General features: G+C 68.0%; 14 protein-coding genes and 1 tRNA gene. 5 read left to right on the forward strand and 10 right to left on the reverse strand.

What is annotated here, in order from left to right; translation table 11 throughout:
• Positions 1 to 515: PEP-CTERM sorting domain-containing protein (locus ACSJJU_RS01670; RefSeq protein WP_435913414.1), on the forward strand; the 515-nt coding region annotated here is incomplete at its 5' end.
• 436 nt (positions 516 to 951) lie between these two features.
• The gene (locus ACSJJU_RS01675; protein WP_435913415.1) at positions 952 to 2,175 is read left to right on the forward strand and encodes a zinc-dependent alcohol dehydrogenase; all 1,224 of its coding nucleotides are present in this window, start codon (positions 952 to 954) and stop codon (positions 2,173 to 2,175) included.
• Positions 2,176 to 2,184: 9 nt separating this feature from the next.
• Here the strand turns inward: ACSJJU_RS01675 and ACSJJU_RS01680 are convergent, their stop codons facing one another.
• The 9 genes from ACSJJU_RS01680 to ACSJJU_RS01720 form a co-directional block, all read right to left on the reverse strand.
• A complete protein-coding gene (locus ACSJJU_RS01680; RefSeq protein WP_435913416.1) occupies positions 2,185 to 3,015 on the reverse strand; it encodes an acyl-CoA thioesterase in 831 nt (276 codons plus the stop codon).
• 138 nt (positions 3,016 to 3,153) lie between these two features.
• Positions 3,154 to 3,230: transfer RNA gene (locus ACSJJU_RS01685), tRNA-Pro, on the reverse strand.
• Between the two features lie 122 nt (positions 3,231 to 3,352).
• Positions 3,353 to 4,756 (reverse strand): DUF4139 domain-containing protein, encoded by a 1,404-nt coding sequence (locus ACSJJU_RS01690; protein WP_435913417.1) that lies wholly within the window; start codon positions 4,754 to 4,756, stop codon positions 3,353 to 3,355.
• A gap of 145 nt (positions 4,757 to 4,901) precedes the next feature.
• On the reverse strand, positions 4,902 to 5,933 hold the full coding sequence (locus tag ACSJJU_RS01695; protein ID WP_435913419.1) for a S8 family peptidase: 1,032 nt from the start codon (positions 5,931 to 5,933) through the stop codon (positions 4,902 to 4,904).
• 528 nt (positions 5,934 to 6,461) lie between these two features.
• Positions 6,462 to 8,435, reverse strand: coding sequence for a PAS domain S-box protein (locus ACSJJU_RS01700; RefSeq protein WP_435913420.1), 1,974 nt, complete (start codon positions 8,433 to 8,435; stop codon positions 6,462 to 6,464).
• A 198-nt stretch (positions 8,436 to 8,633) separates the two neighbouring features.
• A complete protein-coding gene (gene ssb, locus ACSJJU_RS01705; RefSeq protein WP_435913421.1) occupies positions 8,634 to 9,182 on the reverse strand; it encodes a single-stranded DNA-binding protein in 549 nt (182 codons plus the stop codon).
• Positions 9,183 to 9,289: 107 nt separating this feature from the next.
• Positions 9,290 to 11,155 carry a ferrous iron transporter B gene (gene feoB / locus ACSJJU_RS01710; protein ID WP_435913422.1) on the reverse strand — a complete coding sequence of 622 codons (1,866 nt, stop codon included), beginning with the start codon at positions 11,153 to 11,155 and terminating at the stop codon, positions 9,290 to 9,292.
• Between the two features lie 8 nt (positions 11,156 to 11,163).
• Positions 11,164 to 11,439: a FeoA family protein gene (locus ACSJJU_RS01715; protein WP_435913423.1), complete on the reverse strand. Its 276-nt coding sequence runs from the start codon at positions 11,437 to 11,439 to the stop codon at positions 11,164 to 11,166.
• A 118-nt stretch (positions 11,440 to 11,557) separates the two neighbouring features.
• Positions 11,558 to 12,235 carry a COQ9 family protein gene (locus tag ACSJJU_RS01720; protein ID WP_435913424.1) on the reverse strand — a complete coding sequence of 226 codons (678 nt, stop codon included), beginning with the start codon at positions 12,233 to 12,235 and terminating at the stop codon, positions 11,558 to 11,560.
• A 154-nt stretch (positions 12,236 to 12,389) separates the two neighbouring features.
• Here ACSJJU_RS01720 and rpsU point away from each other — a divergent pair, with 154 nt between their 5' ends.
• Positions 12,390 to 12,599 (forward strand): 30S ribosomal protein S21, encoded by a 210-nt coding sequence (rpsU, locus tag ACSJJU_RS01725; protein ID WP_435913425.1) that lies wholly within the window; start codon positions 12,390 to 12,392, stop codon positions 12,597 to 12,599.
• 99 nt (positions 12,600 to 12,698) lie between these two features.
• Positions 12,699 to 13,238 carry an FKBP-type peptidyl-prolyl cis-trans isomerase gene (locus ACSJJU_RS01730; protein ID WP_435913426.1) on the forward strand — a complete coding sequence of 180 codons (540 nt, stop codon included), beginning with the start codon at positions 12,699 to 12,701 and terminating at the stop codon, positions 13,236 to 13,238.
• 103 nt (positions 13,239 to 13,341) lie between these two features.
• Here the strand turns inward: ACSJJU_RS01730 and ACSJJU_RS01735 are convergent, their stop codons facing one another.
• Entirely contained in the window at positions 13,342 to 13,788 is a 447-nt protein-coding gene (locus ACSJJU_RS01735) for a hypothetical protein (protein ID WP_435913427.1), read from the reverse strand.
• Between the two features lie 282 nt (positions 13,789 to 14,070).
• Here ACSJJU_RS01735 and ACSJJU_RS01740 point away from each other — a divergent pair, with 282 nt between their 5' ends.
• Positions 14,071 to 14,499 carry a GtrA family protein gene (locus tag ACSJJU_RS01740; protein ID WP_435913428.1) on the forward strand — a complete coding sequence of 143 codons (429 nt, stop codon included), beginning with the start codon at positions 14,071 to 14,073 and terminating at the stop codon, positions 14,497 to 14,499.
• The last annotated feature ends 7 nt before the right edge of the window (positions 14,500 to 14,506 follow it).

Raw genomic sequence — 14,506 nt, forward strand, 5'->3', positions numbered from 1 at the left:
GGGGGGGGGGGGGACTTCCAATGCGCAAAATGCTCTCCGTGTCCGCTGCGTTGCTTGGTGCCGCACTGCTCTCCTCAGCACCCGCCTCGGCAGGCGTGATCTTCAATCTTGAGAACGCAGTGTTTACGGATGGCAGAACTCTCACAGGGTGGTTCGAGACAAGCGACGATTTCAGTGAACTGCTCGACCTGTTCCTTGATAACGAAATGTCCTCCTACACCCTGACAAACCTTGTCTCGTGGGACCCGACATCCGGGCTGAACGTATCGCGTGGCCCATTCCACCTTACGCTCCTGTTTGAAGGCGAGCTGACTGCCAGCGGAGTTGCCTTGGCAACCAAAAGCTATGAGTTCATTCTCGCCAAGCCGCCTACTGGTGGAAACAAATATTTGAGTTCAGGCCGCATCACAACCTCTGTCCCCGAGCCCGCCACATGGGGATTAATGTTCGGCGGCCTGTGTCTCGTCGGTGCAGCAACCATGCCTCGCCGCACGACGAGCGCCAGCCACGCCTGAGCACGCACACACCCTTGTGCACCCAGGTTTGTGAAGCGGATATTTTTGAGGAGGTGGGACATCATGCTGTGGCCCCACCTCCTCCAGTCTCTCCGTGTTCCCGAGCGGAGCTGTACTCAATGAGCGACGACACTCTCTCGATTGCTCGTGATACGTAAGCGTTCTTTTTCTCTGACCGGCGCGACGGGATGCATGACCTCCGCCGCATCCGCCGCGATCACCCTTGTTTTTTTCCGCTGCCAATGAGAACGGCAGCGGCGATTTCGCGAACCGAGCCTGCTCCTTACCTGCCCTGCCTTTTCCAGCGCCGAAGACGCCGGGAAAAGTTTTCCCGCCCAAGGCAACCCAGCCCCTGCTGACACGTTGAGCCGGTGCCCCCGCACAGCCGGATTCCAGTCGCTGTGCGACCTGTCCCGGCAATCAGCGGAGCCTTGCGATGAAAGCGGTCGTCTTTCACGACATCGGCGATATCCGGCTGGAGGAGGTTCCGAACCCGGTCCTGCGCGATCCGACCGATGCCATCGTCCGGCTGACCGCGTCCGCCATTTGCGGCACGGACCTGCATTTCGTGCGGGGCACGGTCAGCGGCATGAAGCCGGGCACCATTCTCGGCCACGAGGGCGTCGGGGTTGTGGAGGCGCTGGGTGCGAACGTGCGGAACCTGGAGGTGGGCGACCGGGTGGTCATTCCCTCCACCATAGCCTGCGGCGCGTGCGCCTATTGCCGCGCCGGTTATTTCGCCCAGTGCGATCTGGCGAACCCCGGCGGCAAGCGGGCCGGCACGGCCTTCTATGGCGGCCCGGAGGCGGCAGGCGGCTATCCAGGCCTCCAGGCGGAGCGGGCGCGCATTCCCTTCGCCCACACCGGGCTCGTGAAGCTGCCGGAGGACGTGACGGACGATCAGGCGATCCTGCTCTCCGACATTTTCCCCACCGGCTGGTTCGGGGCGAAGCTGGCGGAAATCTCCAAGGGCGACACGGTCGCCGTGTTCGGCTGCGGCCCTGTGGGCCAGTTCGCCATCGCCAGCGCCCGGCTGCTGGATGCGGGGCGGATCTTCGCCATCGACTGCCTGCCGGACCGGCTGGCCCTTGCCCGCCGCCAGGGGGCGGAGGTCATCAACTACGAGACGGAGAACCCGGTCGAGGCGATTCTCACCCTCACCAACGGCATCGGCGTTGACCGGGCCATCGACGCGGTAGGCGTGGACGCCTGCCGCGCCCATCGCGGCCCGGCGGCGGAGAAGGCGCAGGAGCGCGCGGAGGATTTCGACCGCCAGTTGCGCACTCTTGTGCCGCGCATTGCCCCGGAGGGCGACAACTGGATCCCCGGCGACGGGCCCAGCCAGGCGCTGGAATGGGCGGTGCAGGCGCTGGCCAAGGCGGGCACGCTCTCGGTCATCGGCGTCTATCCGCCCGAGGCGCGCACCTTCCCCATCGGCGAGGCGATGAACAAGAACCTCGCCATCAACATGGGCAACTGCAACCACCGGCGCTACATCCCGCACCTGATCGAGCTGGTGCGGCGCCGGGCGATCAACCCTGCTGCCATTCTCACCCACACGGTGCCGCTTGAGTCGGCCATCGACGCCTACCGGGCGTTCGATGCCCGCCGCACCGGCTGGATCAAGGTGGAGTTGCAGCCGGGCCGCCTGCCCTCCTGAGTCCCGCCCCTAGCGTTCGTCCTTCAGGCGCATGACGACGGACTGGCTGGCGGTTGCCATCAGGGTGCCGTCCTCGGCGAACAGGTGCATGCGCCCGTGGCCGAACCCGCCGTGCACGCCGTGGATGCGGATGTCGCACAACACCCACTCGGTGGGCACCACGCAGCGGAAGCGGATGGTGTTGTCGAGGCTGTTGGCCATGACGGCCCGGCCGATGGCATCGCCCACCGCCAGCGGCACGAAGTCCGCCACCATCGCCAGCAGCGCCGAGTCGACCGGCTGGCCCTTGGCGGGGCGGATCCACAGCACCACGTTGCCGTCCTCGCTCACGCCGGTGGCCTGGCCGCTGGAGATCTGCTCGCCGCGCCCCTTCACCACGCGGACCTCGAAGTAGCTGTAGAGGTCGCCGGGGTCGCGGCTCCAGCTCCAGATATGGGGCAGCAGCTCGCATTCCTCCGGCCTCGGCACGACCGGCACCTTGGCCCACTGGTGGGAGAGGCTGCTCGGCCGCGAGCCCAGCGCGGCGTTGACGGTGAGGATTTCCTTGTCGCGCACATGGCCGACCACGCGCGCCTGGCTGGTGTAGTGGCCGGAGACCGGCACCAGCACGTCCAGATCGACGATGGAGCCGGGCCGGGCGTAGTCGAGGTATTGCGCCGTTGCCCAGATGGTCGGGCGGCCCGTGGTGCCTTCGAGGGCGCGGATGGAGGCGGCAAGACCGGCGCCGCCGTAGAGGAACTGCTGCCCCGGGCGACCAACGCACAGCGCCAGCTCGACAGGCAGATACCAGCGGTGCGGATTGTGAGTCGCCTTCAGCTCGAAAAAGGGTGCTTCGCTCATGCTGAAACAACGCTCCTTGCGGTTCTGAGGTGCAGCGTACCCCGCCAGCCTGCTTCGGCAAACAGGCTCAAAACGCAAACGGGCGGCCAGCTTGCGCTGCCCGCCCGTTCCGTCCCAAGTTCGGCAGCCTCACCGTGATGGTCGGGGAGAGAGGATTCGAACCTCCGGCCCCTGCGTCCCGAACACAGTGCTCTACCAGGCTGAGCTACTCCCCGTCAGGAGGCCGCCGCCTTGGGTGGCGCGTCTATAGCGCCATTCCGCGCGGCGATGCAAGAACAATAAGCTGAACTTTTTCGCCTCCCCTGCAAAAATTTCGTTTGGCCGGCGCGGGGGTTCCTCACCCCCGCTGGCGAACCGTGGCCTTGACCGTCACCGTGCCCCCGGCGGGCACGGTCACGCGCCAGCGGGCGGTGTCCGCGTCCAGCCGCTCGTGCTTCTGGCTTTCCTCGATCACCTCCCATTCGCCGCCGAGTCCGCTCTGGCGCAGATCGACGGTGACGGCCTGATCCTTCGCGTTCTTCAGCTCGTAGGCCATGGACCACTCCACATGGCGCGGCCCCTCGCCCCGGTTGAGCACCTGCTGGCTGACCAGCGTGGGCTTCACCGTCACGTCGAAGGCCTTGCCCAGAATCAGGTCCGCCGCGCCGCCTTCGGGCGTGTGCGGGATCCTGTTCTCGCCGAGGAACTGGCTGTTGCCGGCCTTGTCCTGCCCGTAGAAGCGCACGGTGCCTGCCGGCAGCGGCTTGCCGAGGCCGTTGCCCCGGGTGTTGTCGAATCGCACACGGGTCTCGACGCTCTGCGGCTGCGGGAAGCTCTGCGGCCCCCACAGCTCGAAGCGGTAGCTGCGCTCCGCCTTCACGGCGGCGGCGGAGACAAGGCTGACCTGCTTGGTCTGGCGGCGCAGCAGCGTCACCGGCTGCGGCAGGGTGTAGAGGTGGTAGTCTCCCACGCTCTCCCGCTGCGGCGCGGCTTCGGCGGCCATCATGGCATCGGCCGCCTTGGCCATCACCATGGTCGGCGCGAAGCGGCGCTCCAGCGCCACGTCGCCCGCCATCAGCTGCACGCGGGCGTCGCGGAAGTCGGTGCTGGTGCCGTTCTCCAGCGTCGCCCAGCCCTGCAGGGAGAGCACGCCGCGCGCTTCGTCATAGACCCCCACGTAATTCGCCTGCCAGCCGAGGCCATTGGCGAGGTAGGACAGGCCCAGCGGCTGCGCCGCCCCGCCCCGGCTGTTCACCCGCAGCGACAGGGTCGGCTCGGCGGCCAGTCCCTCCGGCACGCTGTCAAAGACAAGGCGGGTGAAGGTGCCGTCCGGCCGCACCGTCTCGATCTCGCCGTTGCTGCGCACCACCAGCCCGTCGTTGACGGCCAGCACCTCGACCGGCTGGCGTGTCTCCGCCCCCGTGGCCGGATTGACCCGCACCAGCGTGACGGTCTTGCCCACGAATCGCTCGGCCAGCGCCTGCGGCGTCAGCGTCTCGGGCAGGAAGCTGGCCTCCAGCACGCTCACGCCGTCGGCGCGCACCGTCACCGTCTCCGGGCGCATCTCGGCGGGCAGGCCGGTCAGCGTCACCGTGCCGACGCCCTGGGGCAGTGCCACCGTGCGGGTCTCCCGCACCATGCCGAAACCGCCGTTGTAGATCGTCAGTCCGGCGCCGTCCGCCGCCAGCGCAGGCGCGGCGACTCCGGCCAGAGCAACCCCGGCCAGCACAGCCCTGGACGCCGCTTGCAGAATCCTCGTCATAAGCCTTCCCCATCTGAAACACCCGGGCACCCTGTGCGTGCCGGACTGAACCGTAGCTGAACTGAAATGATTAAACATTTCTGCCGGTTCCGTCCCGCCCGTCGCGGGGGGCGGGGCCGCCCGGGTTCAGAGGGCGGGCTCGGGGTCAGCTGGTGGGGAAGTCGGCGGCGAGCTCGCGGTTCGACAGGGTTCGGGCGCGGTCGAAGGCCTTTGCCAGATCGATATGGCCATGGCCGGTCACCGCATCGACACCGGACTGCCCCATGTCGTGGGCGCAATCCAGCAGGAGCCGTGCCGCCGTCTGCGCGTCGAGCGCGGGAAAGGCGTCCAGCAGCAGCGCGATCGCGCCCGCCACATAGGCGGTGGCGAAGGACGTGCCCGATTCCTGCTCGCAATGGTGCGCGTCGCATTCCACGTTGATCTTGTCGCCCGGGGCGATGAGATAGCGATCCCGCGCCTTGCCCGCGCGGTTGGAAAACTTGGCGAGAGTCCCGGCGCGGGTGGCGGCGCCCACCGCCATGATCGAGTCGGCCAGCCGAGGATCGGCGCCATAGCGGGCGGGCCAGGCGGTCTGGTGGCCGCCCTCGTTGCCGGCCGCCACGACCAGCACCGCGCCCGCTTTCGCCGCCCGTTCCAGCGCCGGCTCCAGGGACGTCAGCGGCTTGCCGCCCGCCAGCGAGAGGATGATGACCTGCGCGCCCTGGGCGAGGGCGTAGTCGATTCCCCGGGCGACGTGGGAACCGGTCAGCAGGCACCCCGCCTTGCGGCAGGGGAGATCGAGGTCGGCCCGCACCGACAGCACCGTCACCTCGGGCGCAACGCCGATGATCCCGGCGCCGTCCTGCGCGGCGGCCAGCGCCGAGGCGATGCGGGCGCCGTGGGTGCGCACGCCGCTGTCCCTGCGATCCTGGATCAGGTCAATGGAGTCGGGCGAGACGTTCCGCAGCACATCAGGCGGCGCGGTCTCGATGCCCGTATCGATGATGGCGATCGTGACGCCGCGCCCGGTGGCACCCGCCTCATAGGCGGCGGTGGCGCGAATGGCCATGAGGCCCCAGTTGCGGTGGAACTCTTCCTGAAGGCGGGCATCGAAACGGGGATGCACCAACCCGCGTCTGGAGAGATTGGGCGGCAGGCTTGCCACGGCCGCGATGTCCGGAGAGTCCGTATCCGACACCTCCGCCTCCGGATCTGCCCGTCCGGGGGATGCAGCGCCGGCAATGCCGGCAAACAGAACGCAAAGAAACAGAACAACAACTCGGTGTACGCGAAGACCCAGCCGGAACATTGGCTGCGCCGCGCACCCATCGTCGCCGGAGCGCATGGGCACGGTTCACTTCCTGTCTTTTTCCGTCGCGCGCAGTCACGCCGTCCAGCGGGTCGGAAGCCGTAAAGGCGCGGGACGCAAGGGTTGCAGTTTCAGTTCCCGCCTGGCGCACGGGCGCCCGCGGGCCGGCTCCAGCGCCTTCGGAATCGTCTCCGGCGCGGGAGTCGGATAACCTGCCCCCCGACAGGGTCCGCCATTAACTGGCTGTGCAAGTGTACGGCCAAGAGCCGTCGGCCGGGTAGTTAGGCGCCTGTGGGGCCACTCTCAAGGGGTTCTGAGACGAACCGTGGCCGGGTGTTTCCATTCGTCGCAGGGCGGTGGCCCGGCAACGGGACGTGCGTGCCATTTTGGTGAAAACCGCTCGGGAAGGGCCGACGCTCAGCGGTTCACGAACTGAAGCTCCGGGGCCGGTGCCCGGCTGGCTTCGGTCAGCTCCGCGACGGCCGCCGCGAGCTGCTCCTGCTGGAACGGCTTGTGCAGCCGGGGCAGATCGGGGCTCTTCTGCGGGTGCAGCTCGGCATAGCCGGTCACCAGCAGCACCGGCAGGCGCGGCCAGCCCGCCCGCACGATCTCGGCCAGTTGCGTGCCGGTCATCTCCGGCATCAGATAGTCGGTGATCAGCAGGTCCACCGGCTGGCGGCCCAGAATCTCCAGCGCCTGCTTGCCGGAGGAGGCCTCCACCACCCGGTGGCCCAGCTCCTGAAGCAGCGCCACCGTGTAATTGAGTACCAGCCTGTCATCGTCCACCGCCAAGACCGTCAGCGACCCCTGCGGCGCCGACTCCGGCGCTGCACGCAGGCGCGGCGGCTGCGGCGCGGCGGTCGCGGTTGCCGCCACCGCCGGCAGCCACAGCTCGGCCGTGGTGCCCTCGCCCTTGCGGCTTTTCAGCACCAGCCGGCCGCCGCATTGCTCGGCGAGGCCATGGACCATGGGCAGCCCGAGCCCGGTGCCCTTGCCGATGCCCTTGGTGGTGAAGAAGGGGTCGATCGCCTGGGCCAGGGTTTTCTCGTCCATCCCCTCGCCCTTGTCGGCAACGGCGAGGCAGACATACTGCCCCTGCGCCAGGCCCTGGGCATTGTCGGCGGGCACCGCCGCTTCCTTGGCACTGATGACGATGCGCCCGCCTCCCGGCATGGCGTCCCGCGCGTTGACCGCCAGGTTGATGATGGCCAGCTCCAGCTGGACCGGATCGGCCAGCACCGTCGGCAACGTCGAGGGGAAGCAGGTGTCCACTGTCACCTGTGCGCCCAGCGTGCGCTGGAGCAGCTCGGCCATGTTGTGCACCAGCGCGGCCGTGTCCACCGCCTCCAGCTTCAGCTCCTGCTTGCGGGCGAAGGCCAGCATGCGCTGGGTCAGGGTCGCGCCGCGCTCGGCGGCCATGATGGCGTTGTTGATGAAGCGCAGCGCATCCGATTCCGCGGGCAAGCGCTTGCGGGCCAGGTCGAGACTGCCCAGCACCGCCGCCAGCAGGTTGTTGAAGTCGTGGGCCACGCCGCCGGTCAGCTTGCCGATGGCCTCCATCTTCTGCGCCTGAAAAAAGGCCTCGCGGGCCTGCTCCAGCGCCAGCTGCGCCTCGCGGCGCTCGGTGATGTCGCGGGTCACCTTGGCGAAGCCCAGCAGCCGGCCGTCGTCGTCGCGGATGGCGTCGATGATGGCATGGGCCCAGAAGCGCGATCCGTCATTGCGGACGCGCCAGCCCTCGGCCTCGAACCGCCCTTCGCGGGCGGCAGTCGCCAGCCCCAGCTCCGGCAGCCCGGCAATCCGGTCCTCCTCCGTATAGAAGCGCGAGAAATGCTGGCCGATGATGTCCTCGGGCGCATAGCCCTTGATGCGCATCGCGCCCGCATTCCAGTTGGTGACGTAGCCGTGGGCGTCCAGCATGTAGATGGCGTAGTCGGTCACGCTCTGAACCAGCAGGCGGAACCGCTCCTCGCTCCGGCGCAGCGCCTCCTGCGTCTGTTTGCGCACGGCCAGATCGTGGGTGATCATGGCAAAGCCCATCGGCTTGCCGGTGTCGTTGCGGATGGGGTCGATGACGGTGTGCGCCCAGAAGCGGGTGCCATCCTTGCGGACGTGCCACCCTTCGAACTCGAAGTGCCCTTCTGTCGCCGCGACGCGGAGCGCCCGCTCCGGCATGCCGGCGGCGCGGTCTTCATCGGTAAAGAAGCGGGAGGACGGCTGGCCGACGATTTCCCGTTCCGAATAGCCCCTGGAGCGCTCGGCCCCCGGATTCCAGCTTGCCACCTGGCCCGCCTCGTCGAGCAGGAGAATGGCATAATCAGTCACGGAACCCACCGGAAGACGGAAGCGTTCACCCTCCGTAATATCACTTCCATGCTCCAAACCTGTCATGCTCCGTCCCGGATACCCAGACCGCGCAAGCAACAGCGCAGTTGGGAAAAACTCTTTGAGGCAGCAAAGGTTCCGCAGGGTTATTACTGTTAGCATCCGACGGTCCGGGCCCGTCCCGGTGCGGCGGCGGGACAAAAAAAGAGGCGCCGGTTCGAGCGGCGCCTCAATCCTTCAGAACAATCGTTCCTCTGCCGTTCCTCAGAACGGGATATCGTCATCCAGCTCGTCACTCTGGGCCGGACGGCCGCCAAAGCCGCCGCGGCTGCCGCCGCCCGACGACGGGCCATTGCGGAAGCTGCTGCCACCGGCACCGAAGCCGCCGCCCATGTCGTCGCCGTAGTCGCCGCCGAAGCCGCCGCCCGCACCGCCGCCGAAGCCGCCCTCGCCGCCGCCGCCGCGGCTGTCGAGGATGGTCAGCTCGCCGCGGTAGCGCTGCAACACGATCTCCGTGGTGTAGCGCTCCTGGCCCTGCTGGTCGGTCCACTTGCGGGTTTGCAGCTGGCCCTCAACGTAGATCTTCGAGCCCTTGCGCAGATAGCTTTCCGCCACCTTGCCCAGGTTCTCGTTGAAGATCACCACGCTGTGCCATTCGGTGCGCTCCTTGCGCTCGCCGGTGGCGCGGTCACGCCACGTCTCGGACGTGGCGACCCGCAGATTGACCACCTTGGAGCCGTCATTGAGCGAACGGACTTCCGGGTCGCGCCCCAGATTGCCGATGAGAATGACCTTGTTGACGCTTCCCGCCATGCTTCGTTCCGTCTCTGTCTGTATCCTGGATATTGGGCGCGGAGCATAGCAGGCTCGCGCCGGTTTGCCACCGTCCGATCGCAGGCTCCGTCACAATAGGGTCGACGCTAGACGCCCAGCAGCGCGCGGGAAATCCAGTAGGTTGCCCCCGCCGCCGCATAGGCCAGCACGAACAGGTAGGCGACCATGAAGGCCATCCACCGCCAGCTGTTGGTCTCGCGGCGCACCACGGCAAGGGTGGAGATGCACTGGGGCGCGAACACGAACCAGGCGAGGAACGCCAGCGCCGTCGGCAGCGGCCAGGCCTCGCGCAGCCTGTCCACCAGCGACATGGCCACCTCCTCTTCGTCGCCGTCCAGCGAATACATCATGCCGAGCGCCGAGACCGCCACCTCGCGGGCCGCCATGCCCGGCACCAGCGCGATGGCGATGTCGCGGTTGAAGCCGATCGGCTGCAGCACGACCTCCAGCCCGCGGCCGATGTAGCCGACGAACGAGTAGTCGATGCCCGGGCGGTCCGGGTCCGCGTTCTCCGGCGGCGCCGGATAGCTGGCCAGCCCCCACAGGATGACGGTGGTGGCGAAGATGATGGTGCCCGCCCGCTTCAGGAACGCCAGCGCCCGCTGCCACAGGCCGAGCACCACGTCCCGCGCCACCGGCATCTGATACTTGGGCATCTCGATGAGGAAGGTCTGGGACACGCCCCGGGTGATGGAGCGGCGCAGCGCCCAGGCAACGACCAGCGCGCCCAGCGTGCCGGCCACATAGAGGCCGAACATCACCAGCCCCTGAAGGCCGAACACCCCGCCCACCGTCTGGTTGGGAATGAAGGCGCCGATGATGACCGTATAGACCGGCAGGCGCGCCGAGCAGGTCATCAGCGGTGCGATCATGATCGTGGTGAGCCGGTCGCGCGGGTTGTCGATGGTCCGGGTCGCCATGATGCCGGGAATGGCGCAGGCGAAGGACGACAGGAGCGGGATGAAGGCCCGGCCGTTCAGCCCCACCCGCGCCATGATGCGGTCCATCAGGAAGGCGGCGCGGGTCATGTAGCCGGACTGCTCCAGCAGCAGGATGAAGAAGAACAGCACCAGAATCTGCGGCAGGAACACCACCACGCTGCCCACGCCCGCGATGATGCCGTCATTGATGAGCGAGAGCAGCCAGCCGTCCGGCAGCAGCGTCGCCACCCAGGCGGAGAGCGCCGCGAAGCTGTCCTCGATCCAGGTCATCGGTGCCTCGGCCCAGGCGAACACCGCCTGGAACATGAGGAACAGGATGGCCGCCAGAATGGCCGGTCCCGCCACCGGGTGCAGCACCACCCGGTCGATCGCCCGCGAGATCCGGCGTCCCTGCCCCTCGCTGAGCACCACCTGCCGGGCGATGGTCCGGGCCTCGTTCTGCAATGTGCGCACGTCGGCGGGCGGCAGGGACGCGGACCGGCCGTCCTCCGCCGCGTCGATCAGCTCCGGCAGCTGCGCCAGCAGCGCATCGAGTCCGCGCCGGCGCACGGCGACGGTGGTCACCACCGGCACGCCGAGCAGCATCTCCAGCCGCGCCACGTCGATCTTGATGCCGTCGCGCTCCGCCAGGTCGATCATGTTGAGCGCCACCACCATCGGCAGCCCCAGCCGCTTCAGCTCCAGCACGAAGCGCAGGTGGTTGCGCAGGTTGGTGGCGTCCACCACGCACACCAGCGCGGCGGGCCTGCCCTCACCCTCCTGCGTGCCGAGGAGCACGCGGCGGGTCACCTCCTCGTCAGGGCTGCGCGGGTTGAGGCTGTAGGCACCCGGCAGGTCCACCATCTCGATGGTGCGGCCGTCGGCCAGCGTCAGGCGGGCGGCCTTGCGCTCCACCGTGACGCCCGGGTAGTTGCCCACCTTCTGGCGCGCGCCGGTCAGCGCATTGAACAGGGATGTCTTGCCGGCATTGGGATTGCCGACGACCGCGATGGTCGTCGCACGCGCTGCCACTGAAACACTCATTCCGCCGCCTCGCGCCGTGTCTCCTCGCCCAGCGCCACGCGCACCAGATCGGCGTCGCGCCGGCGCATGGCAACGGTCATGCCGCCCACCTGCACGGCGATGGGATCGCCGCCGATCGGCCCCCGGTGCAGCACCTCCACCTCGACGCCCTCGTCGAAGCCCATCTCGTGGAGACGCAGGTGCAGATCCTCTGTGCTGCCCGCCGCATCGATGGAGACGATGCGGCCGCGGGTGCCCGGCGGCAAAGAGCCTAGTGTTGGCAGGTCGGACATGACAATTGTTTCCCGGCCGAAATTCGCATTTGAGAAGCAGTATCAGATCGAAACCCGGGGGTCGAGTCCCGCAGCAACGCCTGCCCGGCAGGCGACGTTTGGCCCCAGACGGAATGGATTAGAAGGCGGGATAGCGCAGCCGGCCGAGGAAGCGGGTGAGACTCGGGCGGTTGGCGGCGAGTGTCGTCACCCGCGCCTTGGCCTTCTCGAAGCGCATCACCCCGTCGATGCGCCGGTCGAGGAAGTCGTGCGTGTCCGCCAGACCCTCGCTCTCGTCGTCGAGCCAGACGAGCAGGGTAGAGGCGTAGACGCCGCCCAGCGTGATCCGCTTGGTATAATAGTTGTAATCCGTCGCCGCATCGCCGGCCGCGCGCCACATGGCGTCAGCCGTGCGCCACAGGACCCGGGCCGAACGGGCGGCGTTCTGCGGCATCGCCAGGATGGAGACCGCGCGGCGCACCGCCTCCCGGTGGGGCAAGGCCTGCTCCAGCCGCACGCTCACCGCCGTGCGGATGCGCTCCCGAATCTTCATGGACGGCAGGTCCAGCACCGCGAGGCGGGCCGCCATGCGCGCGTCGGCGCGGGCCGTATAGGCATCCACCATGTCGATGGGGCCGCCGGGGAAGACCAGCCGGGCGCGCTCGGCGGGAATGCCGAGGTCGGCCGCCGCCTGGTCCAGCGCCGCCGCCGACCACCCGTCGAACGGCACATGGCCGAGCAGCGCGTCCACCAGCACCGGGCGCAGCTCCTCAAGCGTCATGTCGCAAGCGGCCATTTCATCCTTGGATTCGGTCATGAGCCCACTATATCGCGAAACTTGAGTGGCACGGAAAGCATTATTGTACTGAATCCACTCTTCACAGCGCCCGCGGCTTCTGTTAGGGAGGCCGCTCGCGCCGTAGGCATGTGTCTTCGGTGAACAGGATCGGATTGGAGAGAGACGGCCCTCTATGCAGATTATCGTTCGCGACAACAATGTCGATCAGGCGCTGCGCGCCCTCAAGAAGAAGCTCCAGCGCGAAGGCGTCTATCGTGAAATGAAGCTGCGTCGCCACTACGAGAAGCCCTCGGAAAAGCGCGCCCGCGAACGTGCAGCCGCTGTCCGTCGCGCCCGCAAGCTGGAGCGCAAGCGCCAGGAGCGTGACGGTATTTCCCGTTAAGCTGCCTGCGCGGAACGGCTGAGCCGCCCCTCGGGGCGGCTTTCGTTTATCCTGCCGTTCCCGGTTTCGCAGCGTGTGTACTTGCAGGGAGTGAGGATCATGGCGCGTTGGGCGATTGCGCTGGGTGTTCTTGTTGTCGGCGGAGCCGCTTGGGCCTCGCAGGCGTTGCTGCCTGAAGGCCTGAAGATCCAGGCCGCCGGCCGCGCGTTTCTGGCGCAAAACGCCGCCAAGGAAGGCGTGACGACCCTGCCCTCGGGCCTTCAGATCGAAGTCCTGCGGGAAGGCGAAGGCCCCAAGCCGGGCCCGGGCGACATCGTGGTGGTGCACTACCGCGGCTGGCTGATGGACAACACCGAGTTCGACTCGAGCTACGCCCGCAACCAACCGGCCATGTTCCGCATCGGCGACGTGATCCCCGGCTGGAACGAGGGCCTGCAGCAGATGCAGCAGGGCGGCAAGTACCGACTCGTGATTCCGCCCGAGCTGGGCTACGGCGCCCAGGGTGCGGGCGGCGGCATCATTCCGCCCAACGCCGTGCTCCAGTTCGACGTGGAGCTGCTCGCGTTCCAGAGCATGCCGGAAGACGGCGCCCCCGTGCCGCCGGCAGGCGCTGGCGAGGGCGAGACGCCGCAGCCGTAAGCAGGCCGCAAGCGGCGCGCGACTCGGCACGCCGGGAGCGCAGCGTCAGGCAAAAGTTCAGGGAGCGGAGGGCCCGGCCTTCCGCTCCCTTTTCTTTTTCCCCTCACCCTTTCGGGCCCTGGCGCGTCCGCCCCAGCAGCGCGGCGGGCAGCAGCGACAGCCAGCCGAGGATGGTCAGCGAGCCGCCGATCGGCGCGACGCCGCGCAGCGCCTCCGGCGCGGCCAGCACCCGGACTGCCACCGCAGTGGCGAACAGCCCCGCCCCCAGCGCCAGGATCGCCGCGGGCAGGCACAGCAGCCGCGCCAGCCGCCGCTCCGCGTGGGCCGCGATGAGCGCCAGCGCCACCACCACGCCCGCATGGGCCATCAAGAGGGTGGCGGCATTGCCCAGCGCTGGCGAGGGCACCGCGTGGGCACTGACTGCCGCCAGCGCCACGCCCGCTGCCCCTTCAAGCGCGCCCACCGTCGCCAGCAACCGCTTTACCGGCGTCAGGCCCTCCGCACGCCCGCAGTCCCTCTCCACATCCGCCATATCCGCCTTGCCTGCCATAACTGTCTGGTTCCGCTTCCTGTTTCGGCCGGGCGGCATCTCCGCCGCACGAGACCGGCCCGGCATCAACTGCGGCAGTGATGCACGCCTTGGGCAAAAACGCTATACTTCGCCGCCGCACGGACTGGTAATCGGCGTCTTGCGCTTTTAAGGTGCGCCTCTCGTCAGCCAAGGGAAAGGACGGTGCATGTCGGCGGCTCCCACTGCATGTGCAATGCCGCGCCTCCGCGGAGCATTGCAGGCGCACACCGCTTTTCTGTACTCGTGAGTTTGGTACCAACGATGTTCAAGCGCCTTGCCGCCCGCCTGGCGGCGCTGCCCCGCCTGCCGCGTTATCTTCTGGTGGGTCATGTGGGCTTCCAGATCGACGCGCTCGCCACACTGCTTCTGACCCAGCAGGGCGGCGTTGACGCCCGCCTGTCGCGCATTCCGGCCTTTCTGATTGCCAGCATCGCCACCTATGCGCTGAACCGGTCCTGGACCTTCAGTGTCGCGCGCTCGCACGGCCGGTTCTTCCGGGGCTGGATGGCCTATCTGGTGGCCACCGCCGTCGGCGCCCTGTGCAACTACATGGCCTATGCCGCCGTCGTCACCTGGTATGGCGACGGCTTCTGGGACCAGCTGGCCGCCCTTGTTGCCGGTTCCTTCGCCGGTCTCGCCGTCAGCTATTTCGCCAACAGCCGCTTCGTCTTCGCCTCGGTCAAGAGCTGAAGCCGGC

The sequence above is a fragment of the Pedomonas sp. V897 genome (genome assembly GCF_051304405.1).
In the GTDB taxonomy this organism is placed as follows: Bacteria; Pseudomonadota; Alphaproteobacteria; order Sphingomonadales; family Sphingomonadaceae; genus Pedomonas.

Excerpts from the sequence above, each read along its gene's own strand:
- ACSJJU_RS01690 (WP_435913417.1), bottom strand. The coding sequence starts at position 4,756 with ATGACGAGGATTCTGCAAGCGGCGTCCAGGGCTGTGCTGGCCGGGGTT.
- ACSJJU_RS01675 (WP_435913415.1), top strand. The coding sequence starts at position 952 with ATGAAAGCGGTCGTCTTTCACGACATCGGCGATATCCGGCTGGAGGAG.
- ACSJJU_RS01740 (WP_435913428.1), top strand. The coding sequence starts at position 14,071 with ATGTTCAAGCGCCTTGCCGCCCGCCTGGCGGCGCTGCCCCGCCTGCCG.
- ACSJJU_RS01680 (WP_435913416.1), bottom strand. The coding sequence starts at position 3,015 with ATGAGCGAAGCACCCTTTTTCGAGCTGAAGGCGACTCACAATCCGCAC.
- ACSJJU_RS01720 (WP_435913424.1), bottom strand. The coding sequence starts at position 12,235 with ATGACCGAATCCAAGGATGAAATGGCCGCTTGCGACATGACGCTTGAG.
- ssb (WP_435913421.1), bottom strand. The coding sequence starts at position 9,182 with ATGGCGGGAAGCGTCAACAAGGTCATTCTCATCGGCAATCTGGGGCGC.
- ACSJJU_RS01735 (WP_435913427.1), bottom strand. The coding sequence starts at position 13,788 with ATGGCAGGCAAGGCGGATATGGCGGATGTGGAGAGGGACTGCGGGCGT.
- rpsU (WP_435913425.1), top strand. The coding sequence starts at position 12,390 with ATGCAGATTATCGTTCGCGACAACAATGTCGATCAGGCGCTGCGCGCC.
- ACSJJU_RS01715 (WP_435913423.1), bottom strand. The coding sequence starts at position 11,439 with ATGTCCGACCTGCCAACACTAGGCTCTTTGCCGCCGGGCACCCGCGGC.
- ACSJJU_RS01730 (WP_435913426.1), top strand. The coding sequence starts at position 12,699 with ATGGCGCGTTGGGCGATTGCGCTGGGTGTTCTTGTTGTCGGCGGAGCC.
- ACSJJU_RS01700 (WP_435913420.1), bottom strand. The coding sequence starts at position 8,435 with ATGACAGGTTTGGAGCATGGAAGTGATATTACGGAGGGTGAACGCTTC.